25 protein-coding genes are annotated in these 24,793 nt (G+C 63.3%); 9 read left to right on the forward strand and 16 right to left on the reverse strand.

The window, feature by feature from the left end; genetic code table 11:
• Nucleotides 1-12 precede the first annotated feature (12 nt).
• The 13 genes from fghA to KEC45_RS14420 form a co-directional block, all read right to left on the reverse strand.
• Nucleotides 13-861, reverse strand: coding sequence for an S-formylglutathione hydrolase (fghA, locus tag KEC45_RS14360; RefSeq protein WP_062177549.1), 849 nt, complete (start codon nt 859-861; stop codon nt 13-15).
• Entirely contained in the window at nt 858-1,361 is a 504-nt protein-coding gene (locus tag KEC45_RS14365) for a prolyl-tRNA synthetase associated domain-containing protein (RefSeq protein ID WP_062177547.1), read from the reverse strand. The genes fghA and KEC45_RS14365 overlap by 4 nt, the downstream gene beginning before the upstream one ends.
• A 9-nt stretch (nt 1,362-1,370) precedes the next feature.
• Nucleotides 1,371-1,751 (reverse strand): VOC family protein, encoded by a 381-nt coding sequence (locus KEC45_RS14370; RefSeq protein WP_062177544.1) that lies wholly within the window; start codon nt 1,749-1,751, stop codon nt 1,371-1,373.
• 56 nt (nt 1,752-1,807) lie between these two features.
• Complete coding sequence (purU, locus tag KEC45_RS14375; RefSeq protein ID WP_062177541.1) at nt 1,808-2,668, reverse strand: formyltetrahydrofolate deformylase; 861 nt, start codon at nt 2,666-2,668, stop codon at nt 1,808-1,810.
• Between the two features lie 123 nt (nt 2,669-2,791).
• Complete coding sequence (locus tag KEC45_RS14380) at nt 2,792-3,904, reverse strand: S-(hydroxymethyl)glutathione dehydrogenase/class III alcohol dehydrogenase (protein WP_062177538.1); 1,113 nt, start codon at nt 3,902-3,904, stop codon at nt 2,792-2,794.
• A gap of 114 nt (nt 3,905-4,018) precedes the next feature.
• Nucleotides 4,019-4,348: an SMR family transporter gene (locus KEC45_RS14385; protein ID WP_062177536.1), complete on the reverse strand. Its 330-nt coding sequence runs from the start codon at nt 4,346-4,348 to the stop codon at nt 4,019-4,021.
• 342 nt (nt 4,349-4,690) lie between these two features.
• Nucleotides 4,691-6,070, reverse strand: coding sequence for an L-serine ammonia-lyase (locus tag KEC45_RS14390; protein ID WP_062177533.1), 1,380 nt, complete (start codon nt 6,068-6,070; stop codon nt 4,691-4,693).
• A gap of 232 nt (nt 6,071-6,302) precedes the next feature.
• Nucleotides 6,303-6,917, reverse strand: coding sequence for a superoxide dismutase (locus KEC45_RS14395; RefSeq protein WP_062177530.1), 615 nt, complete (start codon nt 6,915-6,917; stop codon nt 6,303-6,305).
• A 189-nt stretch (nt 6,918-7,106) separates the two neighbouring features.
• Nucleotides 7,107-8,675: a cisplatin damage response ATP-dependent DNA ligase gene (locus KEC45_RS14400; protein ID WP_062177527.1), complete on the reverse strand. Its 1,569-nt coding sequence runs from the start codon at nt 8,673-8,675 to the stop codon at nt 7,107-7,109.
• The gene (locus tag KEC45_RS14405; RefSeq protein ID WP_062177525.1) at nt 8,672-9,685 is read right to left on the reverse strand and encodes a ligase-associated DNA damage response exonuclease; all 1,014 of its coding nucleotides are present in this window, start codon (nt 9,683-9,685) and stop codon (nt 8,672-8,674) included. The genes KEC45_RS14400 and KEC45_RS14405 overlap by 4 nt, the downstream gene beginning before the upstream one ends.
• The gene (locus KEC45_RS14410) at nt 9,685-11,115 is read right to left on the reverse strand and encodes a UdgX family uracil-DNA binding protein (protein ID WP_062177522.1); all 1,431 of its coding nucleotides are present in this window, start codon (nt 11,113-11,115) and stop codon (nt 9,685-9,687) included. The genes KEC45_RS14405 and KEC45_RS14410 overlap by 1 nt, the downstream gene beginning before the upstream one ends.
• A complete protein-coding gene (locus KEC45_RS14415) occupies nt 11,112-12,362 on the reverse strand; it encodes a putative DNA modification/repair radical SAM protein (protein WP_062177519.1) in 1,251 nt (416 codons plus the stop codon). The genes KEC45_RS14410 and KEC45_RS14415 overlap by 4 nt, the downstream gene beginning before the upstream one ends.
• A 50-nt stretch (nt 12,363-12,412) precedes the next feature.
• Nucleotides 12,413-13,960: a sensor histidine kinase gene (locus tag KEC45_RS14420; RefSeq protein ID WP_062177517.1), complete on the reverse strand. Its 1,548-nt coding sequence runs from the start codon at nt 13,958-13,960 to the stop codon at nt 12,413-12,415.
• A gap of 206 nt (nt 13,961-14,166) precedes the next feature.
• Between KEC45_RS14420 and KEC45_RS14425 the strand changes: the two genes are divergently transcribed.
• Complete coding sequence (locus KEC45_RS14425; protein ID WP_062177514.1) at nt 14,167-14,961, forward strand: response regulator; 795 nt, start codon at nt 14,167-14,169, stop codon at nt 14,959-14,961.
• A 48-nt stretch (nt 14,962-15,009) separates the two neighbouring features.
• Here the strand turns inward: KEC45_RS14425 and KEC45_RS14430 are convergent, their stop codons facing one another.
• Nucleotides 15,010-15,612 (reverse strand): sigma-70 family RNA polymerase sigma factor, encoded by a 603-nt coding sequence (locus tag KEC45_RS14430; RefSeq protein ID WP_062177511.1) that lies wholly within the window; start codon nt 15,610-15,612, stop codon nt 15,010-15,012.
• Between the two features lie 409 nt (nt 15,613-16,021).
• Between KEC45_RS14430 and KEC45_RS14435 the strand changes: the two genes are divergently transcribed.
• The 4 genes from KEC45_RS14435 to KEC45_RS14450 all read left to right on the forward strand — a co-directional run bounded on the left by KEC45_RS14435 (nt 16,022) and on the right by KEC45_RS14450 (nt 18,989).
• Complete coding sequence (locus tag KEC45_RS14435; RefSeq protein WP_062177508.1) at nt 16,022-16,252, forward strand: NepR family anti-sigma factor; 231 nt, start codon at nt 16,022-16,024, stop codon at nt 16,250-16,252.
• Nucleotides 16,252-16,887 (forward strand): sigma-70 family RNA polymerase sigma factor, encoded by a 636-nt coding sequence (locus KEC45_RS14440; protein ID WP_062177505.1) that lies wholly within the window; start codon nt 16,252-16,254, stop codon nt 16,885-16,887. The genes KEC45_RS14435 and KEC45_RS14440 overlap by 1 nt, the downstream gene beginning before the upstream one ends.
• Nucleotides 16,888-16,989: 102 nt before the next feature.
• Nucleotides 16,990-18,168, forward strand: coding sequence for a PQQ-dependent sugar dehydrogenase (locus tag KEC45_RS14445; RefSeq protein WP_062177502.1), 1,179 nt, complete (start codon nt 16,990-16,992; stop codon nt 18,166-18,168).
• A 47-nt stretch (nt 18,169-18,215) separates the two neighbouring features.
• On the forward strand, nt 18,216-18,989 hold the full coding sequence (locus KEC45_RS14450) for a triacylglycerol lipase (RefSeq protein ID WP_062177499.1): 774 nt from the start codon (nt 18,216-18,218) through the stop codon (nt 18,987-18,989).
• Here the strand turns inward: KEC45_RS14450 and KEC45_RS14455 are convergent.
• A complete protein-coding gene (locus tag KEC45_RS14455; RefSeq protein ID WP_062177497.1) occupies nt 18,968-19,486 on the reverse strand; it encodes a GNAT family N-acetyltransferase in 519 nt (172 codons plus the stop codon). The two genes, KEC45_RS14450 and KEC45_RS14455, sit on opposite strands and share 22 nt — an antisense overlap.
• 253 nt (nt 19,487-19,739) lie before the next feature.
• Here KEC45_RS14455 and KEC45_RS14460 point away from each other — a divergent pair, with 253 nt between their 5' ends.
• Nucleotides 19,740-20,204 (forward strand): Rrf2 family transcriptional regulator, encoded by a 465-nt coding sequence (locus KEC45_RS14460; protein WP_062177493.1) that lies wholly within the window; start codon nt 19,740-19,742, stop codon nt 20,202-20,204.
• Entirely contained in the window at nt 20,197-20,892 is a 696-nt protein-coding gene (locus KEC45_RS14465) for a class I SAM-dependent methyltransferase (protein ID WP_062177491.1), read from the forward strand. The genes KEC45_RS14460 and KEC45_RS14465 overlap by 8 nt, the downstream gene beginning before the upstream one ends.
• 6 nt (nt 20,893-20,898) lie before the next feature.
• Here KEC45_RS14465 and KEC45_RS14470 read toward each other — a convergent pair whose 3' ends face one another.
• Nucleotides 20,899-22,014, reverse strand: coding sequence for a fatty acid desaturase (locus tag KEC45_RS14470; RefSeq protein ID WP_252171124.1), 1,116 nt, complete (start codon nt 22,012-22,014; stop codon nt 20,899-20,901).
• A 118-nt stretch (nt 22,015-22,132) separates the two neighbouring features.
• Here KEC45_RS14470 and KEC45_RS14475 point away from each other — a divergent pair, with 118 nt between their 5' ends.
• Nucleotides 22,133-23,299 carry a hypothetical protein gene (locus KEC45_RS14475; protein ID WP_062177485.1) on the forward strand — a complete coding sequence of 389 codons (1,167 nt, stop codon included), beginning with the start codon at nt 22,133-22,135 and terminating at the stop codon, nt 23,297-23,299.
• A gap of 63 nt (nt 23,300-23,362) precedes the next feature.
• Nucleotides 23,363-24,793, forward strand: coding sequence for a DUF1800 family protein (locus KEC45_RS14480; protein WP_062177482.1), 1,431 nt, complete (start codon nt 23,363-23,365; stop codon nt 24,791-24,793).

Raw genomic sequence — 24,793 nt, forward strand, 5'->3', positions numbered from 1 at the left:
CGGGGGCGACGTTTACGCCTTCAACCGCTCCGCGTGCCAGGCGACATGCTCGGCCATGAAGGTCGAGATGAAATAATAGCTGTGGTCATACCCCGGCTGCATGCGGATTTCGGCCTTCTGACCGGCGCGTTCGCATGCTGCGACCAGCAATTCGGTCTTGAGCTGTTCGACAAGGAAATTGTCGGCGTCGCCCTGATCGACGAGCAGGTCGGGCACGCGAAGCCCCTGATCGAGTAGCGCGCACGCATCATAGGCGTGCCAATCCTCGCGGTCGTCGCCGAGATAACCCCCGAGCGCCTTCTCCCCCCACGGGCACTGCGACGGCGCGACGATCGGCGAAAAGGCCGAGACCGAGCGAAAGCGATCCTGGTTGCGAAGGCCGATGGTCAGCGCGCCATGCCCGCCCATCGAATGACCCGTGATCGCCTGCCGCGTCAGATCCGCGCTCGCAAAGTTGCGCAGCACGAGCGACGGCAGTTCATCCTCGATGTACGAGCGCATCCGATAGTTTGTCGCCCATGGCTCGGCGGTCGCGTCGACATAGAATCCGGCACCCAGACCGAAATCATAGGCCGTATCGGGATCGTCGGGAACGCCCTCGCCGCGCGGGCTGGTGTCAGGCGCAATGAAAATCACGCCATGCTCGGCGCAAGCGGCCCGATATTCGCCTTTCTCCATCACATTGGCATGGGTGCAGGTCAGTCCCGACAGATACCAGAGCACCGGCAGCCGCACGCCATGTTCGTGATCGGGGACAAAGACCGCGAAGGTCATGTCGGTACCGGTCGTCGTGCTCGAATGTTTGTACACGCCCTGCGTGCCGCCATGACTGCGGACGGTGGAGAGGGTTTCGAGGCTCATACAGGCTCCTGAACGGGGATGGACGCGACGACGGGCTGATGCCCCCAATGACGCAAGAGGTCGAGGATCTTTGCGCCCGGCAAGCCGAGTGTCGCGGTGTTGCGGAGCGGATGGACATTGACGGTTCCAGCCCTCGCGAGCCCCTCGTCAAGCACCACCGTGATGCTGCCCGGCGCGGCGTTGATCGCAGCGAGCGGGGTTACCGACCCCGGCGTGATGCCAAGCAGCCGCTCCATGTCTTCGGCCTTGCCAAAGCTCACGCGCTTGCTGCCGATCGCCGCGGGCAGCGCCTTCAAGTCGACGCGCGCTTCGCCCGGAACGGTGACGAGCCAATAGGCGCCACCATTGTCCTTCAGGAACAGGTTTTTCGTGTGGGCGCCCGGAATCGCGGCATTCACGCCGTCACTCTCGGCGACGGTGAACACCGCGACATGTTCATAGGCGGCGAAGGAGATACCAAGCGCATCCAGATCGGTCAGCAATCCCGCTTCGCCGCGCATGACAGGTCCTCAGACGACGCGGTGAAGCGCGCAGAGCTTGTTGCCCGACGGATCGCGGAGATACGCAAGATAGAGCTGGCCGAAACCACCCTCGCGCACACCCGGCGGGTCTTCGATCGAGGTGCCGCCGTTGGCGACGCCCGCATCGTGCCAGGCCTTCGCCTGCTCCGGACCTTCCATCGCAAAGCCGATCGTGCAGCCATTGCCCGCGGTCGCCGGTTCGCCGTCGATCGGCGGCCCGACAAGGAACAAGCCGCCATTGTGCATATAGATCAAACGGCCCTTGTCGTCCTGGATCGCGGGCTTGCCGCCGATCGCCTGAAAGGTCGCGTCATAGAATTTCCGTGCTGCGTCGATGTCATTCGCACCGACCATATTGTGACTGTACATTGGCTTCCGCTCCTCCTGATTATGGTTGCGATTCGGGACTTATCTTGCCCCCTTGGCTAACGGAAGACCACCGTCTTGCGCCCATCGATCAAAACGCGCTGTTCGGCGACCCATCGCACCGCGCGCGCCAGCACCTGCGCTTCGGTATCGCGGCCGATGCGGATCAGTTCGTCGACCGAATCGCGATGATCGACACGTTCGACCGCCTGTTCGATGATCGGCCCCTCATCGAGGTCGCTTGTCACGAAATGCGCGGTCGCACCGATCAGCTTCACGCCACGCTCCTGCGCGCGGTGATAGGGTTTGGCGCCCTTGAAGCCCGGCAGGAAGCTATGATGGATATTGATGCAGCGCCCCGACAGCTTTGCCGACAGGTCCTGCGACAACACCTGCATATAGCGCGCAAGCACTAGATACTCCGCCCCGCCGCGCGCCATGATATCGAGGATCGCGGCTTCCTGTTCGGCGCGGTTCGCGTCACTGACGGGCAAGTAATGGAAAGGTACGCCGTGCCATTCGCTCAGCCGCCGCTGCGCCTCATGGTTCGACACGACCCCGACGATGTCGATCGCAAGATTGCCGGTCGACCAACGGTGAAGCAGGTCGTTGAGGCAATGGCTGCCTTGCGACACCGCGATCACGAAGCGCGGCTTGGCGGCGCGATCACTGATCCGCGCGTCCATCGCAAAGCGGGTGACGATCGGTGCGAAGGCGTCCTCCACCCCGGCCAGTCCGTCGGGAAAGCTCGGCCCCGCCCCGCGAAACTCGACACGCATGAAGAAGCGCCCCGAATCCAGGTCCGCATATTGCTGGCTGTCGAGAATGAAGCCGTCGCGTGTCGCGAGCAGGCCCGTCACCGCGGCAACGATGCCCACCGCGTCGACGCAACTGAACGTCAGGACATAGGGTCCGGTCAAACGCTTCCTCCCACAATTTCGTCATTGCGAGCGTAGCGAGGAAATCCAGGGCGGTTTACGCACACTCTGGATTGCTTCGCTATGCCCGCAATGACGACGCGGATAGGCCGAACGGCGGAAAGGTCAATAAACGACCACGCTGCGGATGCTCTCGCCCGCATGCATCAGGTCGAAGCCCTTGTTGATCTCTTCCAGCCCCATGACGTGAGTGATCATCGGGTCGATCTCGATCTTGCCGGTCATATACATGTCGACGATCTTCGGCACGTCGGTGCGGCCCTTGGCACCGCCGAATGCGGTGCCGCGCCAGTTGCGCCCGGTGACAAGCTGGAACGGCCGCGTTGCGATTTCCTTGCCCGCTTCGGCGACGCCGATGATGATCGAGGTGCCCCAGCCGCGGTGGCAGGCTTCGAGCGCGGTGCGCATCACATCGGTATTGCCCGTCGCGTCAAAGGTGTAATCGGCGCCGCCGTCGGTCATCTGCACGATCGTTGCGACGACATCCTCGCGGCTCATACCCTTTGAGTTGAGGAATTCGGTCATGCCGAACTTGCGGCCCCATTCCTCGCGGTCGGGGTTGATGTCGACGCCGATGATCTTGTTGGCTCCCGCAAGGCGCGCGCCTTGGATCACGTTGAGCCCGATGCCGCCGAGCCCGAAGATGACGACATTGTCGCCGACCTGGACCTTCGCAGTGTTGATTACGGCGCCGACGCCGGTGGTCACGCCGCAACCGATATAGCAGCTCGACTGGAACGGCGCATCCTCGCGGATTTTCGCGACCGCGATCTCGGGCAGCACGGTGAAGTTCGAGAAGGTCGAGCAGCCCATATAATGGAAGATCGGCTGCCCCTTGTAGCTGAAGCGCGTCGTGCCGTCAGGCATCAACCCCTTGCCCTGCGTCGCGCGGATCGCGGTGCAGAGGTTGGTCTTGCCCGACAGGCAGCTTTTGCACTGGCGGCATTCGGGGGTGTAGAGCGGGATCACATGGTCGCCCGGCTTCACGCTGGTGACGCCCGCGCCGACTTCGCGCACGATGCCCGCGCCTTCATGCCCCAGCACGCTCGGAAAAATGCCCTCGCTGTCGAAGCCGTCGAGCGTATAGGCATCGGTGTGGCAGATGCCCGTCGCCATGATCTCGACCAGCACCTCGCCCGCCTTGGGGACTTCGAGATCGAGTTCGACGATTTCGAGCGGCTTCTTCGCTTCGAACGCAACGGCGGCGCGGGTCTTCATGGGGCTGTCTCCTTCTCGCTCGTCCCAATCAGGCAAACGCCGCAGCAATGCAAGCCACCAGCGATTGCATAGCTATGACAACGCTATCATCGTTTCTCTAGGGCGGCGTTGCGACTAGTGCGCGGCTGCCTTCGAAAACAGGTTCATCACGACCACGCCCGAGATGATCAACCCCATCCCGATCATCGCGGGGGCATCGAGTTTCTGCCCCTGGAAAATCCAGGCAACTGCGGAGATCAGAACGATCCCGACCCCTGACCAGATCGCATAGGCGACGCCTGTCGGAATGGTTTTCAACGTCAACGACAGACAGTAGAACGCGGCGACATAGGCCGTGATCGTGATCAGGCTCGGCACCAGCTTCGTAAAGCCTTCGGACTGCTTCATGAAAGATGTGCCGACGACTTCGGCGACAATGGCAAGTCCAAGAAGAAAATAGTTCATTTCACGCTCCGCTTTGCAGGTGGCCTGAGCGCGTTGCCTCACCGCGTCACACCGAACCCAAGCCAGTTGACGCCGAGGCTGAGAAGAACCCGCAATGCGGGCGCAGGAGCCACCACCCTGCTGCTCTATTTTCGACCGCTCCCATATAGGTGGCCAAGAACCGCGTGTCACGCGTCCGGCCCCGTCACGCCTCGCGGCAAGCATGTCCTGTTCCCCGGCGAAAGCCGGGGCCCACGAGGCGCAGCGCTGTATCTTCTGAGCCCCCGCCTTCGCCGGTGAACGCTCGCTTACTCGCCGGGGATGATCGCCGACCGGGTAAGAAGCCGCGTGAGCAATGTCAGCTCAACACTCGACCACACTAACCGCCAACCCACCTTTCGAGGTTTCCTTATATTTGTCGCGCATGTCACGGCCCGTCTGCAACATGGTGACGATGACCGTGTCGAGGCTGACGACATGCGTGCCATCACCGATCATCGCGATGCGGCTGGCGTCGATCGCCTTGATCGCGCCCATCGCATTGCGCTCGATGCACGGGATTTGCACAAGCCCGCCGATGGGGTCGCAAGTCAGCCCCAGATTATGCTCCATGCCGATTTCGGCGGCATTTTCGACCTGCGCATTGGTGCCGCCGAGCGCCGCGGTCAGACCCGCTGCGGCCATCGAGCAAGCGACGCCGACCTCGCCCTGACAGCCGACTTCGGCGCCCGAGATGCTGGCGTTGCGCTTATAGAGCGCGCCGACCGCGCCGGCGGCGAGCAGGAAGGTGCGCACGCCCTTGTCATCGCCGCGATAGCCGCGGCGGTAGAAGCGGATGACTGCGGGAATGATCCCCGCCGCGCCATTGGTCGGCGCGGTGACGACCTTGCCGCCCGCGGCATTTTCCTCGTTCACCGCCATCGCCCACAGATTGATCCAGTCCATCATCGCGAGCGGATCGGTCAGATTCTGTTCGTGGCGATTGCGGATGTCGGCGGCGATCTGCGGCGCGCGGCGCTTGACCTTCAATCCGCCGGGCAGAATGCCCGTGCTGCAACAGCCCGCTTCGATCGACGCGTCCATCGCGCCCGCGATCGCATCGAGCCCAGCCTCAACCTCTTCGAGGCTGCGATGCGCGAGCTCGTTCTCGAGCATCATCTCGGCAAAGCTCTTGCCCGATGCCGCACCCATCTCGAGCAGGTCGGCACCCGAGGTGAACGCGAAAGGCAGTTCGACCTCATCCTCGGCGCCGCGGCTGTTGCGCCCCGCTTCATCCTCGTCGACGACGAAACCGCCGCCGATCGAGAAATACATGCGCTTGGCGAGAATCTCGCCTTCGCTGTCGCGCGCGGTGAAGCTGACGGCATTGCTGTGAAAGGGCTGGCGCTGGCGCATCTGGAAATGCAGGTCGCGCGCGGGCTGAAAGCGCGCGCGCTGGCGCCCGAGCAGATAAAGGAAACCTTCGCTCTCGGCGCGATCCCAATGCGCCTTGATCGCGGCGAGGCTGGTCGAAGCCGGGATTTCGCCGGCAAGTCCCGCGACGATGGCAGTGTCGGCGGCGTGGCCTTTGCCCGTCAGCGCCAGCGAGCCATAAAGGTCGGCTTCGACATGCGCGGATTTGGTCAGCAAATCCTGCTCGTCGAGCCAGACCGTGAAGCGCCGCGCGGCGACCATCGGGCCCACTGTATGCGAGCTGGAGGGGCCAACACCGATTTTGAAAAGTTCGAAAAGGCTGATCGTCATGGCGGCCCTATAGGAGAAGCGCCAGCGTCGGGATAGGCCCGGACGGGCCAAAAATCCCTTCCCCCTTGATGGGGGAAGGATACGGCAGCCTTGCCGCAAAGCGGCTAGGCGGAGTTGGATGGGGGTGATGGTGCGACCTTATACTACGCCAAGACCGCACCCCCACCGCTGCGGCTAGCCAGCAAGCTGGCAAGCCTCGCTGCCTCCCCCATCAAGGGGGAGGGATGGCGAATTACGCCGGGTAGGTCCAGGTCGTGTCGCGCGCCAAATTCTCTGCGGCGAAATCCCAGTTGAGCAGTTCGTCGACGACCGCGTCGACATAGGCCGGGCGCAGATTCTTGCGGTCGATATAATAGGCATGTTCCCACACATCGATCACGAGCAGCGGCTTGATGCCCGCGACCAGCTCGGTGCCTGCGTCGTGCGTGTCGGTAACCGACAGCTTGCCGTCGCGCGAGACGAGCCATGCCCAGCCCGAAGCGAAATGGTTGACCGCGGTTTCCTTGAGCTTCTTTTTCAGGTCGTCGAGCGAACCGAAATCGCGTTCGATCGCGGCGAGCAAGTCACCCTTGGGTTCGGTCTTGGTCGGCGACAGGCTTTCCCAATAAAAAGCGTGGTTCCATGCCTGTGCGGCATTGTTGAACAGGCCCTTGTTCCCCGAGCCTTCGGCGTGATGGACGATTTCTTCGAGCGGCTTCGACGCCAGTTCGGTGCCCTCGATCGCGGCGTTGGTCTTGTCGACATAGGCCTTGTGATGCTTGCCATGATGCGTCGCCAGCGTGTCGGCCGAAATATGCGGCTCCAGCGCGTCCTGAGCGTAAGGAAGGGGAGGATGGGCGATAGTCATGGCAGTCTCCATTTTATTATCGAGGGGTTTGCGGCCTTAAACTCGGTATCGAGGCCGCGGGTTGCAACCCTGTGACGAGGAAATATTAGGCACCTTGTCCGTCATTGCGAGCGTAGCGAAGCAATCCAGAGCGGCTTGTGCCTACTCTGGACCGCCGCGTCGCTTCGTTCCTCGCAATGACGAAGCGACCTAAGTCACCATCGACTGAAGCGTCGCAATCCGGTCGGCTTCTTCAGCGGGCTTGTCGCGGCGGATGCGCGATATGCGCGGGAAGCGCATCGCGAGCCCCGATTTATGGCGCTTGCTGCTGTGGATCGAATCGAATGCGACCTCCAGCACCAGCGATTTCTCGACCTCGCGCACCGGACCGAAGCGGTTGAGCGTGTTGTCGCGCACGAATTTGTCGAGCCATTTCAATTCTTCGTCGGTGAAGCCAGAATAGGCCTTGCCCACCGGCAGCAACTCGCCGCCATCGGACCAGCATCCGAACGTATAATCCGAATAAAAGCTCGCGCGGCGGCCATTGCCGCGCTGCGCATACATCATCACGCAATCGGCGGTGAGCGGATCGCGCTTCCATTTATACCAGAGACCGGCGCGCCGCCCCGCGACATAGGGGGCATCGCGGCGCTTGAGCATCACGCCCTCGATCGCGGCATCGCGCGCACCCGCACGGCGTTCGGCGAGATCGTCGAAGTCGCTGGCATCGATCACCTGCGACAGATCGAAATGGCTGTCGGCGAGCCGCGGCACAAAGGCTTCCAATTGCCGCCGCCGCTCGGTCCAGGGCAGCCCGCGCAGATCTTCGCCGTCTACGCCCAGCAGATCATAGACGCGCACGAACGCCGGATAATCGGCGAGCATCTTCTTCGACACCGTCTTGCGCCCGAGCCGTTGCTGCAGCGCATTGAAGCTCGCCGCTTCACCGCCTTGCACTTCGCCGCGAACAAGCAGTTCGCCATCGATCACCGCATCCTGATCGAACGCCGCAACCAGTTCGGGGAACGCGCCGCTGATCTCTTCGCCGCCGCGGCTATAGATGCGCGTCTCGCCCCCGCCATGGACAATCTGGACGCGGATCCCGTCCCATTTCCACTCGGCGGCATAGTCGGCCAAATCGACGCTCGCTTCTTCCAGAGGGTGCGCGAGCATGAAAGGCCGGAAGAAGGCGACATTGGCAAGATCGGGTCGCTCGGCCCTGCCCTCGCCCCACGCGAACAGCGGCGCATAGGGCGGCGGGATTGCGTGCCACAGCTCCTCGACATCATCGACGGGCACGTCGAACGCCTGCGCAAACGCCTGTTTCGCCAGCCGCGCCGACACGCCGACGCGCATCCCGCCCAGCGCGAGCTTGAGCAAGGCATAACGTCCATCGGCGTCGAGCCGGTCGAGCAGTGCAGCGACGATCGCGGGGGCATCGCTGCGCGTGGCCGACGCAAGGGCGTCGACGGCGGCGGAGACACTGAGGTCCGCTTTCGCGCCCGGCGCGTCGGGCCACAGCAGCGCCGCCGTCTCCGCCGTATCCCCCACAAAATGCCGCGACAGCCGGAACAATTCCTCATCGACCCGCGTCGCGAGCAAGGTCCGCACTGTCCCCGCCTTCACCGCCGGAAAATCGAGGCTTTCGGTCAGCGCCGCGATCGCCCAGCCGCGGTCGGGATCGGGTGTGTGCCGCAGATAATCGACGATCAGCGCCAGCTTGCTGTTGCGCGATCGCGTATAGATCAGCCGGTCGATCAGGGCGGCGAAGCGCTTCACGCCTCTTCTTCCAGATCGCGGCCGACCAGATGCAAGGCGCGCGCCTTGCGCTGATGCAGCTCGCACCAACGGAGCAGCCCGTCTTCGCTGCCATGGGTGATCCAGCTTTCCTTGGGATTCACCTCCGATATCGTCGTTGTCAGCTCGTCCCAGTCGGCATGATCCGAAATCACAAGCGGCAACTCAACCATCCGCTGCCGCGCGCGCTGACGCACGCGCATCCATCCCGATGCCATTGCGGTCACCGGATCGGGCAGCCGCCGCGACCAGCGGTCGTTGAGCGCCGACGGCGGCGCAATGACGATCTGCCCCGCCATCTCGGCCTTGTCGGTTTCGCTGACGAGCCGGAGTTCGCCGAGATCGACACCATGCGCAGCATAAAGCTGGCACATCTTCTCTAGCGCGCCGTGCATATAGATCGGCGCATCCCAACCCGCGCCCCGAAGCTCGGCAATCACGCGCTGCGCCTTGCCCAGCGCATAGGCGCCGATGAGCACCGACCGATCGGGCTCGGCGCGCACCGCGCCGATCAGCTTGGCGATTTCGTCGGCGGTCGGCGGGTGGCGGAACACCGGCAATCCGAACGTCGCCTCGGTGATGAAGATGTCGCACGGCACGACCTCGAACGGCGCGCAGGTCGGGTCGGGGCGGCGTTTATAATCGCCCGTCACGACGATCCGCTCGCCCTGATATTCCATCAATATTTGCGCGCTGCCCAGCACATGCCCCGCCGGATGAAAGCTGAAGCGAACCCCGCCGCGCTCGAACCCGTCGCCATAGGCAAAGCCCTGATTATGGCTCGCCTCGACATCGACACCATAGCGCAGCGCCATGATCGCGAGCGTCTCGGGGGTCGCGAACACCGCGCCATGCCCGCTGCGCGCATGATCGGCATGACCATGCGTCACCGCCGCGCGCTCGACCGGGCGCGACGGGTCGATCCAAAGGTCGGCGGGCTTCACATAGATGCCGCTCGGATGCGGCTCGATCCAGGACTTGGCCTTTACCATCAGGCGGCGAGTTCCCGCACCCGAATCAGATCGGCAACGAAGGCCTTGCGCTCTTCGGCGGCGCGGTCGCGGTCGGGCAGGCGCAGCAGGAACGACGGGTGGATCGTCGCCAACAGTTTTCCACCGCCCGCCAGTTCATGCACTCTACCGCGCATCGACGCGATGCTCGCGCTCTTGCCCGTCACTCCCCGCAGCGCGCTTCCGCCCAAGGTGACGATCAGCTCGGGCTGAACAAAGGCGCGTTCCTTGTCTAGCCACCAGCGGCAGATATCGATCTCGCCCGCAGTCGGATTCTGATGCAGCCGCCTTTTGCCGCGCGGCTCGAATTTGAAATGCTTGACCGCGTTCGTCAGGAACAATCGCGTGCGGTCGATGCCCGCTTCCTCGAGCGCTTCGTTCAGCACCTGCCCTGCGGGTCCGACGAACGGGCGCCCCTGCAAATCTTCCTGATCGCCCGGCTGTTCGCCGACGAACATGATGCGCGCCGACTGCGGCCCCTCGCCGGCGACAGCCTGCGTCGCGTTACAATGAATCGGGCAGCGCGTGCAGCGATCGACCGCGCGCGCCAGCTCGCCCAACGTCTTCACATCGTCATCGAGAAGCAATTCGTCGGGCACACGCGTCCGCCATTTGTCGGTCAAAGGGTTCGCCAAGGAAACGGCCGTTTCACGCATGCGTTCCACCCGCGCCTCCGCGCCAGCGAGCAACGGCGCAATATCCTGCGCCTCGGGCAGGTTCTTCCAGTATTTCTTCGGCATTTCGGCGCGCATCGCCTCGATCTTCACCCGCGCGGGATTGAAGATCGCGCCATAATAGGTGCGCCACTGATCCTCGACGACATCGCTGTCGGGAACATCGCTTTTCGTGCCGCCGGGACCATAGCTCAAATTTTCGGCCTGCCAGATCGCGCGCGCGTCGGGCGTGACGATCGCCCAGTCCATTCCATAGAAACGCCGCTGAAAGAAGGGCGCGGTGATCCGCAGGATGCGATGATCGGGCTCGAACCAAGCGGCAAAACTTTCGCGTCCTGCCTCATCTTCGCCAAGCCGCCGAAAGCGCACGAAGGCGTGCATCTTGTGAACATCGCGGCGGATCGCCTTGTCGGCTTTCATCAACCAGTCGACGTCGGGGTCGGTGGTGCGCGCGAGCAATTGCCGGTCGCGCGACGCGCGCCAGATGATCCGGTAGAGCCGCGCCGGAACTTCAGCGTCGCGGTGGCAGATCACGCGCTCGGCGATCCCCAGCAATTCGCGCGGCAGCGACACCGCCCCGGCCGACGCTTCCACCACTTCATCGCCGAACAGCGACGCGCCTGCTTCGCTGTCACGCCAGCTCACCGCATCGGGCGCCACCCCGCCGATCAGTAGTCCGCGCGCGGCGCTCCGCCATTCGGCAAAATCGCCGGACTCCTTCAGGACGATCTCTTTCACAGCGCGAGCGCCAGTTGCTCGGGCGGCGGCGCGAAGCGCGCGCGCAGGTCAGCACTGTCGGTCAGCATCCCCGGCCGCCAGTCGGGCAGGACGACAAAGGGCAGCAGCTTTTTGACCGATCCCGTCAGCTTCGCCAAATCACCGAGCCGCAGCTTGCCTAGTCGCCGCGCCGCAATGATACGCTCGACCGCACGCGTCCCCAGCCCCGGCACCCGCAGCAGCAATTCGCGCGGCGCGCGGTTGATGTCGACGGGAAAGGCTTCGCGCCGCTTCAGCGCCCAAGCCAGCTTGGGATCGATCGTCAGATCGAGCATTCCGCCGCTCGCCCCCTCCATAATCTCCGCGCGCTCGAAGCCGTAAAAGCGCAGCAGCCAGTCGGCCTGATACAGGCGATGCTCGCGCATCAGCGGCGGCCGCACCGGCGGCAAGTCGCTGCTCGCATCGGGGATCGGGCTATATGCCGAATAATAGACGCGGCGGAGCTGATAACCCGAATAGAGGTTCGTCGCGGTCTTCAATATATCATCGTCGCGCGACGCGTCGGCGCCGACGATCATCTGTGTCGACTGACCCGCGGGCGCGAAGCGTGGCGGCATCGCCTTGCCAATCAACCGGCTCTTTGCGGCATCGATCGCATCTTCGGCGCCGACGCGCACCGACGCCATCGTCTTGCGGATCGTCTCGGGCTTCTTCTCGGGCGCGAAGCTGCTCAACCCCGCTTCGGTCGGCAGTTCGACATTGGTCGACAGCCTGTCTGCATAGAGCCCCGCCAGAGCGATCAAACCCGGATCGGCCCCCGCGATCGTCTTAAGGTGAATATAGCCACCGAAACGATGCTCCTCACGCAGGATGCGCGCGACCTCGACCAGTTGCTCCATCGTATAATCCTCGGAGCGAATGATGCCCGACGAGAGGAACAGCCCTTCGATATAGTTGCGCTTGTAGAAATCGAGCGTCAGGCGGACGACCTCTTGGGGACTGAAACGTGCACGCTCGACGTTGCTCGACGCGCGGTTGATGCAAAAGCGGCAATCGTAGATACAGAAATTGGTGAGTAGAATTTTCAGCAGCGAGATGCACCGCCCGTCGGGGGCATAGCTGTGGCAAATGCCCATACCTTCTGTCGAGCCAATGCCTTTGCTCGCGACCGAATCGCGCTTTACCGTCCCCGACGACGCACAGGATGCGTCATATTTGGCCGCATCGGCCAAAATGCTCAGCTTTTCCAGAATTGGTTTGGCGGACATGACCCATGACTAGCACAAGAACATAGGCAGAACAAATCGCCCTGCCGCGTTTATGCCTCACGCCATTTGGCAGGCAGCGCGATTTCGACGATCAGCCCCGTCGGCTCCCAGCGTCGTGCGATCGATCCGCCCAGATTGTTGCGCACGCTGCGTTCCATCAGCAGCGTGCCGAAACTGGTGCGGTCGGGCGGCCCGATCAGTCCCTGGGTCCCGGTCTCGCTCCAGGTCAGCCGGAATATCCGTGGCTCGCTGCCCTCGGAATCCTGCGACCAATCGACGACAACGCGGCCCTCGTCGTTCGCCAGCGCGCCATGCTTGACCGCATTGGTCGCGAGTTCGTTGAACAGCAGCGCCATCGCGACAAGCGCATTCTCGGGCAGCAGCAGATCGGGACCGGACCAGCGGACTCGCGGAAAGGCGGCCTCGACCTCGCGCATCAGCGCGTGCATCGACCCGGTCATGAAATTGGAGCTGAGCAGGACGTTCTGCGCGCGGTTGAGCGCATCGAGGCGGCTGCTGATCCGATCGACATAATCATCGACGTCGCGCGCGGCATGTCGCGTCAACGAGATGATCGCGCTGACTGTCGCGAACAGGTTTCGCATCCGGTGGTGCAACTCGCGCATCAACAGATTGGCATTTTCCTGCCGGCTTTTCTGCTCGGTGATGTCGATGCTGACGCCGGTCAACATCGCATCGTCGGAATGCACGACCCAATCGCCGCGCACCGCATTCCAGCGAACGCCCCGTTCCGAATTCAGCACGCGATATTCGGCCGAATAGGGCGTACGATTGGCGACCGTTTCTTCCAGCAAAGTCCGAAGCGCCGCGCGGTCGTCGGGATGAACAAGATCGAAAAAACCGTTCCCCGTGGCCAGTATCGCCTCGAAACCCGAACCCCAGAGTTCGGCACCGGCACCCTGCGTGCTCAGCCGGTCGGTTCGCGGGTCATATTGCCAGGTTGCTATCCCTGAAAAATCGAGCGCCCGCTCAAGCGTGCGACGCGCTTCGTCGCGCTCCGCGCCGATCCGGCGCAAATCCGCCTCGGCCATGATGATCCCAGCGAAATCCTCCAACCGCGCCAGATCGACCTCAGTCAACTCGGAGCGCTCCTTGCGATCAAGGACGCAAAGACTCCCGAGGATCGCGCCATTGTGCGCGCGAAGGGGCACCCCTGCGTAGAACCGGATATGGAAATTGCCAGTCACGAGCGGATTATCGCGCGAGCGGGGATCGACCAATGCATCTGTGACCATCACCGGCGCATCCTTTGCGATGACGTAGGGGCAGAAGCTATATTCGCGCGGCGTTTCGCGAGTATCGATGCCGTACGCCGATTTGAACCACTGACGGCGATCATCGACGAGCGATATCAGAGCGATCGGCATGTCGAACAGTTCGGCGACCATTCGCGTCACCCTGTCGAACGCCGCCTCGGGCGCGGTATCCATGATCCGATATTCGCGAAGCGTGTCGAGACGCAGCCGTTCGGCCTCGATTGCAGCTTCGTTACCCCCGTCCGCCAAATGCCGTCCCTCGCTGTCGTGCGATTCCGGTGTCCCCATATCGCTCAATTCCCCGGGGCGCCGCTCTGCCATGAATATGGTCCCTGTAAAAGCATACACGCCTCGTAAAAGGAAAGTAGTTTCATTCCACTCACTTACGCTGCAACATCTTTGCGTCCCGGCAGACTCTACGCTTTGGCGCGCGACAAGTTGCAGCCGTCCGCGCCGCTTTCCCTCGCCGCGCGGGAACCGACCTCGACCTGGGCGCGTATGACTGCACTCAAGAGGGAGCAATTTTGATGACATTGGGTGAGGAACTTCGCGGACATCTACCCTTTCTGCGCCGCTACGCACGGGCTTTGACGGGCAGCCAGCAGCATGGCGACAATTTCGTGCACACGACGCTTGAAGTCATCGTGGCGGCGCCGGACGAATTCTACAGCGGCGACGGTGCGCGGATCGACCTCTACCGCAATTTTCACCGTATCTGGGAAAGCGCCTATATCGACGAAGGTGAAGACAGTGATGAAGGCGAGCATCCGCTGGTCCGCGCCGCACATCGACGTCTTGTTCAGATCACCCCGCTGGGGCGGCAGGTTCTGCTCCTCACCGCTCTCGAAGGCTTTTCGGTCGAGGAAGCCGGGCTGATCACTGGCGCAGACAGCCGAACAGTCGAAACACTGCTCGCCGATGCGGTGGGCGAACTCGACCGCGAATCGCGCACCTCGGTGCTGATCATCGAAGACGAACCGTTGATCGCCATGGAACTCGAACAGATTGTGCGCGATCTTGGCCATCGCGTCGCAGGAATCGCAACGACGCACGAGGACGCGGTCGCGGCGTTCGAGGATACGGATGCAGGGCTCGTCCTTGCCGACATCCAACTCGCGGACGGATCGTCGGGTATTGATGCGGTGCAGGATATATTGGCGATCGCCCCAGTCCCCGCAATCTTCATCACCGCTTTTCCCGAAAGACTGCTCACTGGTGGCCGGGTCGAGCCGACCTTCCTCATCTCGAAACCGTTTCGCGAAAACACGGTGCGCGCAGCGATCAGTCAGAGCCTGCTCTTCACGCCGCAACTCGCGGCATAGGCCGTCCAGCTATAATACCACCTGCGGGAGGGCTTTGCCGGGGCGATCTCAGTCTCCGGCGGGCCCGCTCCCAGTCAGCTGGTCGACATTGTCCATGATCGTTCGAAATGCCTCGCTCGACGGCATTACGTCGGTGCTACGCCGCGGCATTTCGCCGCTTTCCAATATCGTCTGAAGCGCCGCACGGCCGCGCGATACGCGGCTTTTCATCGTGCCGACCGCGCAACCGCAAATCTCGGCGCCCTCTTCATAAGAAAGCTGCCCTGCGCCGATCAACACCAGCGCCTCGCGCTGGTCGACGGGTAGCATCATCAGCGCACGCTGCACGTCGGCAAGGTGGAGGCTGTCGTCCTGATCGTCGGGCGCGACAAGCAATCGCTCGGCCGCCATCTCGTCATATTCGGCGGTGAATTTCTTGCGCCGCATCTGCGACAGGAAACAATTGCGCAGGATGACGAAAGCCCAGCTTTTCATGCTGGCGGGCCCGGGCACATATTGCGCGCGCGCTTTCCAGGCCTTCAGCATCGTTTCCTGAACCAGATCGTCGGCGAGGTCGGCATTACCCGTCAGACTGCGCCCAAACGCGCGAAGATGCGGCAGCATCGCCGCGAGTTCTCGCTTGAAGCTGGCATCGTCGAGCGGTTCGGGCATTACGTCGCTGATAAAAATGGCCTTTGCCTGGCAGGGGTTAATCGAGTTCCAACCGGCTTAGCGCCTCGACCTTGCAATGCAAGCGCCCCGCCGATCACCGGACATACGGGCATCGGCCCAGAGGTATGAAGTTGGCAAACTTCCTTCCGTTCCCGGCATCGATCCGGTCCTTGGCCGCGAGCCACCCGTGGCCGCGATGTGGCCCGGAGGCACAGATGCACAAGTAATGGAAAGCACCGGCCACCTCCTCTGCCTTCGACATATGCCCGGCGAAGTGTGACCCCTCACATGACGTTGCTTAAGGCTAGTGTGATTTATTGGCAACGCGTTCGTCGCAAAAAATAGAATGCGTGGAACCAGCGGGCTTCTTCATCGTTGCTCCCGCATGGCTACGCAAGGCAACAATAGGATGAATGGCAAGGCCCCGCTCCCCCCGGGCACAGAAGCACCGCGCCGTGCGCAAGGAAGCTTTCCCGGGACGAACGGCGACCAGTGGCACCGCACGTTGACGGGGCGACAGGCGCCCGAGCCTGTGAGTGCGAAGCTGCGCATGATTTATGGCAATGTCGTCGCCGAAAAACTGCCCGATAATATGCTCGATCTTCTTTCCCAGCTCGATCAGAAAAGTCCGAAGCAATAATGACCGGAACTACCGCCGCTGCTTCGCAGCCGCAGGCCGAAACCCTGTCTGACAGCGAATTCAAGACGCTGCTCGCGGGCGTTATTCCGCACCTTCGCGCTTATGGTCGCAGCCTGTCGGGCAATCCCGACCTCGCCGACGATCTGACGCAGGACACGATGGTCAAGGCATGGGCGTCGCGCGAACGGTTCGAGCGCGGCACCTCGATCAAAGCGTGGACCTTCGTAATTCTACGCAACACCTTCCTGTCGCAGATGCGCCGCAACAAGTTCGTCGGCGAATATGACGAGACTGCGGTCGAGCGCACCATGTCGACCCCCGCTAGTCAGGAAGATAGCGGCGAGATGGCCGATCTCCAGCGCGGCCTGATGGAATTGCCGCAGGACCAGCGCGAGGCGCTGATCCTCGTCGGCGCCGGCGGCCTGTCTTACGAGGAAGCCGCGAGCATCTGCGACTGCGCGCTCGGCACGATGAAAAGCCGCGTGTCGCGTGCGCGCGCCGCGCTCGAGGAGATCATGAACAGCGGCCAGTTCTCGCAAAAACGCGCCGATGCGCCGCCGTCGAGCGAGGCGGTCGACGCAATCATGGACAGCGTCGAGACGATCACCGCGCGGCGCGAGGCGGCGAACCGCTAGGGGCTTCGGCCGTACAGGCGAGACAATCGTATACGCCCTCGACAAGCGGCGGCGGGGGCGTCAGAACGACGCATCCTTCCCAAGCAAAGCGAGCCACTTTCGATGAAAAACCTGCCGCATCTTGCCCTCATTTTTGCGCTGGCCGTCGCCGCCTGTTCGGCCGCCCCGGCATCGACCGAAGCCGCCCCGGCCGATACTGCAAAGCTCGACGCCTCGGGCGCGCAGCCCGCGACGCCGCTCGCCGACGCGCCCTTCACGGTGAAGGAAGTCGCGAGCTTCAACGAGCCCTGGGCGATGACTTTCGTGCCCGGAACCCGCGCCGCTCTCGTCACTGAAAGGTCGGGCAAGCTCAAACTGTGGCAGGAGAATGGTCCGACGCAGGATGTCGCCGGCGTGCCCGCGGTCGCCTATGGCGGTCAGGGTGGATTCGGGGACGTAATCGTCGCGCCCGACTTCGCGACCAGCGGCGTTATTTATCTGAGCTGGGCCGAGGCCGGCACCGGCGACACCTTCGGCGCCGTCGTGGCAAGGGCAAAGCTGGTGCAAGGCGCAGCACCGCGGCTCGAGGGGCTGCAAATCATCTGGAAACAGGACCCCAAGGTGCCCGGCCGCGGCCATTATTCGCACCGCCTCGCCTTCTCGCCCGACGGCAAATATCTGTTCATCGGGTCGGGCGAGCGTCAGAAATTCGATCCCGCGCAGGATATGAACGCCAATCTCGGCAAGATCCTTCGTCTCAATCCCGACGGCAGCATTCCCGCCGATAATCCCTTCGCCGATCAGGGCGGGGTGACCGCGCAAATCTGGTCGCTCGGCCACCGCAATATCCTGGGACTCGCCTTCGACGGCACCGGCAAGCTCTGGAATCAGGAGATGGGGCCGAAGGGCGGCGACGAGGTCAATCTGGTCGAGGCCAAGGCCAATTACGGCTATCCGATCGTGTCGAACGGCGATCATTATGACGGCAAGGATATTCCCGACCATCCGACGCGCCCCGAATTTGCGGCGCCCAAGCTGTGGTGGAACCCGTCGGTCTCGCCCGCGGGACTCGTGTGGTACAATGGCGACCTTTACCCGGGCTGGAAAAACAGCCTGCTGATGGGGGCGCTGTCGGGCGCGGGGCTCGTTCGTATGCAGATCGATGGCGACACGCTCCATAAGTCCGACCGCTGGGACTTCCGCGAGCGCATCCGCGAGGTCGAGGTGCGCGACGACGGGTCGGTCTGGCTGCTGACCGACGGCGAAAATGGCAAGCTCGTTAGGCTCGTTCCGAAGAGGTAAGCGCCGTTCCGCTTTCGCCCGAAGCCAAGGATCACTATATCGCCCCCATGATCCGCGGCTTCCTCACCCGGCGCGCCGAATGGCCCGCGCGCATTCCCGACCCCGACGCGCTACCGCCGCTGACCTTGCTGTGGCGCGAGATCGGGTCGTTGGCGCGCGCACTTGGCGGCCGCATTCGCCCGATGCCGCCCGAACCCAATCCCGACAGCGACCATCCGCCGGTGATGATCCTGCCGGGCTTTCTGTCGGGCGACTGGGCGACGAAGGGGCTGCGCGCCGACCTTCGCCGATCGGGCTTTCGCTGCTATGCGTGGGGCCTCGGTTTCAACCGCGGCGCGACCGCCGACATCATCGATCGCATCGACACCCGCGTGCAGTGGATCATCGACCGCACCGGCTATGCCCCCGCGCTTGTCGGATGGAGCCTTGGCGGCATCTACGCCCGTGAATATGCCAAACATCACCCCGAAAAGGTGGCGCGCGTCGTCACGCTCGGTTCGCCCTTTTCGGGCAGCCGCCGCGCCAACCGCGCCTGGCGCCTCTATCATCTTATCGCACGCCACCCGGTCGATAATCCGCCGATCGATTTCCACCCCGCGCCGCGTCCCGAAATGCCGACCTTCGCGCTGTGGTCGAAGCATGACGGCGTCGTGGCGGTGAGCAGCGCACGAGGGCTTCCGCATGAAAGCGACCGGCAGGTCGAGGTCGATTGCGGGCATATGGGCTTTGCCTACGCCCCGACCTCGGTCGCCGCGATCGTCAAGGCGTTGACCGAGGAGGTCGCCTCGACCGATCCCGATCAGCAGACGTCGATGCGATAAGCCGGGGCCGCGCGCCACATCATCAGCATCCGTCCCGGACGTTTTCCGGGCCGGCCGGTCGAGACAAAGCCGATCCGGCGCAGCAGCGCGCGCGAATGTTCATTATCGGGATGGCATTCGGCAACGATCGAGCAGCCCGGCCGTGATGCGGCGAGCGCCTCAATCACCGCACGCACCGCCTCGGTCGCGATGCCCTTGCCGCGCACGCGCGCCGCGAACCAATAGCCGATCTCATACTCCTGCCCCAAACGGCGATGCACGCCGATCACGCCGTTAAGGTCGAGGCCGCTTTCGTCGCGTACCGCGTGGAATACGTCACCGCCGCCCGATCCCGCGATCAACGCGCGGGCATCGGCTTCGGTGAAAGGTGCGGGCAAGAAATGGACCCGCGAGGTCACCGTCTCGTCGGTGATCGCGGCCAGCGCGCGCGCATCATCGGCAAAGAGCGGCGTGATGCGGCAATGGTCGGTCGACAGGGCAAGCAAAGTATCGGTCATGTCGCGTCTTCTTCAAAAAGCGCGCGCCGTACCCGGGGGGTTCTGGTCTGATGATGTGATGACAACCATTCGCCTTCCGGACACGGCGGCGATGGTCACAGGTGATGCCATGCCGCTCCTATGTAAAGGAGCGCCAATACGCCTTGAATCGGGTGGATCGGTCGTTGGTCATCGTCGCCGGACCTAACAGCGCCACGCCGAGCGATCAACCCCCGGGGTTGACGGCGTCGTTTCACGTACTATTTAAAGTTGCATGAAACGCGACAGCCGACTCTCGGGCGTGCTCCACGTCCTCCTCCATATGGCCGAGCATCGCGCGCCGATGACGTCGGACCAGCTCGCGAAAGCCATGCAGACGCATCCTGTGGTCGTCAGGCGTATTCTAGGCGGACTGCGTCGGGCGGGTTTTGTCCATAGCGAAAAGGGCCATGGCGGCGGTTGGACGACCGCGCGCGATCTTGCCGACATCACGATGCGCGACGTCTATGTCGCGATCGGTCAGCCGAGCCTGATGGCGATGGGCAACCGCACCGAGGCGCCCGGCTGCCTTGTCGAACAGGCGGTCAACGCCGCGCTCGACGCCAGCTTTCAGGAAGCCGAGGCACTGCTGCTCGCGCGTTTCGGCGAGGTGACGCTGGCTGCGCTGGCGGCCGATTTCCACGCGCGCATGGCCGCGCGATCCACCTCCCCCACCCTACAGGAGCATATCCATGGCTGAAGGCGCCCAACATTTCCTTGATAGCTTCAAGGACCCGGCGGCGGTCGCACGCTATACCGAGGGACCGCGCCGCTTCGTCCCCGGCCTCGACGGCCTCCACCGTATGACCGGGCTGCTGCTTGCCGAACGTGTAGCCGACGACGCGCATATCCTCGTGCTCGGCGCGGGCGGAGGCAGCGAAATGAAGGCGATGGCCGAAGCGCATCCGGGCTGGCGCTTCACCGGTGTCGATCCTGCAGGACCGATGCTCGATCTTGCCGCCAAGGTCATGGGAGCAAACGCGCATCGCGCCGCGCTGGTCGAAGGCTATATCGATGACGCCCCCACCGGGCCGTTCGACGGCGCGACCTGTCTGCTCACGCTCCATTTCCTGGACACTGAAGAGCGCATCCGCACTGCCGCCGAAATCCGCCGCCGCCTGAAGCCCGGCGCACCATTTGTCGCCGCGCACGGCAGCTTTCCGCAAGGCACGGGCGAGCGCGACCGCTGGATGGACCGCTATGCATCCTATGCCATTGCCTCAGGCGGCGACCCCGAACAGGTCGCCAAGGGCCGCGAAGCCGTTGCGACGCATGTCGCGATGCTCAGCCCCGAAGCCGACGAAGAGATATTGCGGGCCGCGGGTTTCACCGGCGTCGAACAATTCTACGCCGCCTTCACCTGGCGCGGCTGGGTCGGTTATGCGTAAGGTCGGCTAGCGCCCGGCCGCCGCGGCGCCGCGCGCCGAGCCGGCGACAAGGTTCATCACCAGCTTGGGCAGGCTGTCGTAATTCGCGCCATGATATTGCGAATCCACGGGCAGCGCATCCTTCAGGCGGCGGTGCGCCACGGCGAGCGAATGATAGGGCACGCCCGGCAGCAGATGGTGGAGCGCATGATAGCGCAAGCCCACAGGTGCCCAAAGCTCGGGCAGCAGGCCCGGCGGCGGGACGTTGACGCTGTCGAGGAACTGACCGGTCACGGTCAATACTTCGCCGTCATTTTCCCACAGATGCGCGACGAGCGTGCGGATCTGGTTGAGCACCAGAGTCGCCGAAGCGATCGCGCCAAAGATGATCAGCGCGCGCAGCGGCACCCAGCCAAAAACGCCCGCGGAAATCAACAGCGTCGACCACGCCCAGGCGCCGCCTTCCTGCCAGGCCCACTGGCGGCGGAACTCACCTTCGGGCGGCTTGCGGCGAAACAGCGGGTTGATGATCATCCCTGAATAGCGTTCGACGACCGTCCGGCGCAGCGGCGGGATCAGGAACGAGAGCGGGGTCAGGACGGCATAGCGAAAGACGAGCGCAACCGGCGCGAAGGCCGCGGCCACGACGAACAACGGTACCGTCCACGGCTTCATCAGCGCGAGCGGCAGATATTCGGGATCTTCGACCGTGCCATATTTGGTGCGGTTGTGGTGCAGGCTGTGAATGCCCTCGTACATGAATGACGGGATCAGCATCGGCACGCCGACAAGAATGTTCCAGCCAAGGCGGAAACCCGGCAGCGAATTTTTGCGGATATGCGTGAGTTCGTGGATGAAGCTGCCTGCGCGATAGAGCGCAATCACCGAAATCACCGCTGCAACCAGCATCCAGGCCGTCGACGGCGCGAGGATCGCCGCCGCGATGCCTGCATAACCGATGAAAGCCGACGCCAGCATATCGGTCCAGTAAATGCGCGGCGAAGGCTGCACGAGATCGCGCGTCAGCTCCGAAGCCGCGCGGATCATCGCCATATCGTCGGCGATCGCCGACTTGGGAGTTTTCGTTACCGACGGTGCGAAGGGGGTCGCGACCCGATCGGCGGGGGGATTGATCGTCGTCATACGGGTGTCTTCACCATTATTTCATGGCAGCAAAATGGCCGAATGCGGGTCGCCAGCGCCATTTCTATGCCCTAATGCGTCGCCACAAAATATAGGAAGCCCTTTTCAGGAAACCAGTATGAGCGGACATTCGGACGGCCCGATCACCATCCACCCGGTTAAGGACAAGGCGGATTTGCGCGAGTTCGTCGAGCTTGCCTTTCGTCTCAATCGCGGTGATCCGGCGTGGGTGCCGCCGCTGAAGGGCGAGGTCTACGGCCTACTCACGCCTGGCAAAAATCCGTGGTTCGAACATGGCAAGGCGCAATTTTTCCTCGCGCGGCGCGACGGCCGCACGATCGGACGCATATCGGCGCATATCGACGAGTTGGCGCTCGCGCAGCCCGTCGAACAGGGCATGGGCCCGGGCACAGGCAATTGGGGTTTGCTCGAAGCCGAGGATGAAGCAACCGCGCAAGTCCTGCTCGGTGCAGCAGAGGACTGGCTCCGTGCGCAGGGCATGCACCGCTCATTGGGGCCGCTGTCGATTTCGATCTGGGACGAACCGGGCCTGCTGATCGAGGGGTTCGACAACCGGCCGACGGTTATGATGGGGCACAACAGCCCGCTCTATCGCGGCTGGGTCGAGGGCGCCGGCTATCAACCGGTGAAGCAACTGCTGAATTACGACGTCGCGATCAACGAGGGTTTCCCGCCACTGGTCAACCGCATCGTCGCGGCGGGCGAGAAGAACGCACGCATCCGCATCCGCAAGGTCGACAAGCGTCGCTTCGCCGCCGAAGCGACGCTTATCATGGGGCTGCTCAACGATGCATGGTCGGACAATTGGGGCTTTGTCCCGCTGACCGACAGCGAGATTGCTTATGTCGGCAAGAAGCTGAAGGACATCGTCTTCGAGGATCTGATCCGCGTCGCCGAAGTCGACGGCGAACCCGTCGCATTCATGATCGTGCTGCCGAACATCAACCAGTTGCTGATCGACATGGACGGATCATTGCTGCCCTTCAACTGGGCACGCCTGCTCTGGTGGCTGCGCAAACCCCAAAGCCATATCCTGCGCGTGCCGTTAATGGGCGTCGCCAAAAAGCTGCAAAACAGCCGGATGGCGAGCACGCTCGCCTTCATGATGATCGAATATATTCGCCGCGACGCGGTCGCCGATTATGGCACCAAGCGCGGCGATATCGGCTGGGTGCTCGACGACAATCAGGGGATGAACGCCGTGGCCGACGCCATCGAGGCCAAGGTCAATCGCGTGTACCAGATTTACGACAAATCACTCTGACCGCGGGACAGCTTTGCGACAAATAGCGGCCATGATGCGTTTGGGGCGCGGAAAGGCTTTGTCATGGCTGTCCAATATCTTGCCACTAACCGCTTCGGCCTCGGCCGCCGGTTCGACGATCCCGCAATCGCCGATCCCCGGGCTTGGCTGACGCGCCAAATCGTCGACTATGATCCCGCACCACCCGCGCTCGCAGGATTGGCGGGGCGCGACGCGGTCGCTGCCGCCTATGTTGAATATCGCGACGAACGACAGGCGATACGCCGCGAAGCGGCCGACATGCCGATGAGCGAGGAGGAAAAGGGCATGGCCCCCGAACTCCGCCGCCTCTCCCGCTCGGCGATCCGCCGCCACTATGTCGATGCGAGCGCCGCGCGCCTGTCCGCCGCGGTCGCGACGTCAACCCCCTTCCCCGAGCGGCTCGTCCATTTCTGGGCGAATCATTTCGCGGTTTCGGCGGACAAGCAGACCGTCATCGGATTCGCTGGAAATTATGAGAATGAAGCGATCCGTCCGAATATCATGGGCAAATTCGCCGACCTGCTCATCTCCGCTGTGCGTCATCCCGCAATGCTGCTCTATCTCGATCAAGCGCAGAGTTTCGGTCCCGACAGCCCGTTTGCGACACGCGTGCGAAACCGGGGCAAACGGCAGGCGCCGGGGCTCAACGAGAATCTCGCGCGCGAGATACTGGAACTGCACACGCTCGGCGTCCGCGCCGGCTATACCCAAACCGACGTAACGGCTTTTGCGAAGGCACTCACTGGCCTTACCGTCGCGGGCCTTGGGCGCGGTGCAGGACAGCGCCTGATGCCCGCCGACGCGCGCCCCGGCGAGACGGTCTTCATCGGCGCACTCCACGAACCCGGCGCACAGACGATCCTCGGCAAGCGATACGACGACTCGGGTGCCCGGCAAGCCGAAGCCATTCTGCGCGACCTCGCCGTTCATCCCGCGACCGCGAAGCATATCGCTGCCAAGCTGGCGCGTCATTTCACGGCAGACGAGCCGCCGGCGGCACTGGTGGATCGGCTGTCGGCCGACTTCCTCATGACCGGCGGCGACCTCCGTTCGCTATACCGCACGCTCATTGCCTCGCCCGAACCGTGGGCGGCGGCACCCGCGATGTTCAAATCGCCATGGGACTGGACTGTGTCGATGCTGCGAGCGTTGAAGGCACCGGCTCTCGGCGAGCGGCAGAATATCGCCGCGATGTTCACCCAACTTGGCCAGCCCGTGTGGCGCCCCGGGTCGCCCGCGGGCTATGACGACAAAGTCGCAACATGGGCAGGGTCGGCCGCACTGATGCAGCGGGTCGAATTGGCGAGCCGGATCGCCGGACGGATCGGTGATCGCGCCGATCCCCGCCAACTCGCCCCGCTCATCCTCGCCGACGCGCTTACCCCCGACATGACGCAGGCGATCGCGCGGGCCGACAGTCCGGGACGGGGCATCGCGATGCTGTTCGCCAGCCCGGCCTTTTTGCGGAGATAG

This window comes from Sphingopyxis sp. USTB-05 (genome assembly GCF_023822045.1).
GTDB lineage: Bacteria > Pseudomonadota > Alphaproteobacteria > Sphingomonadales > Sphingomonadaceae > Sphingopyxis.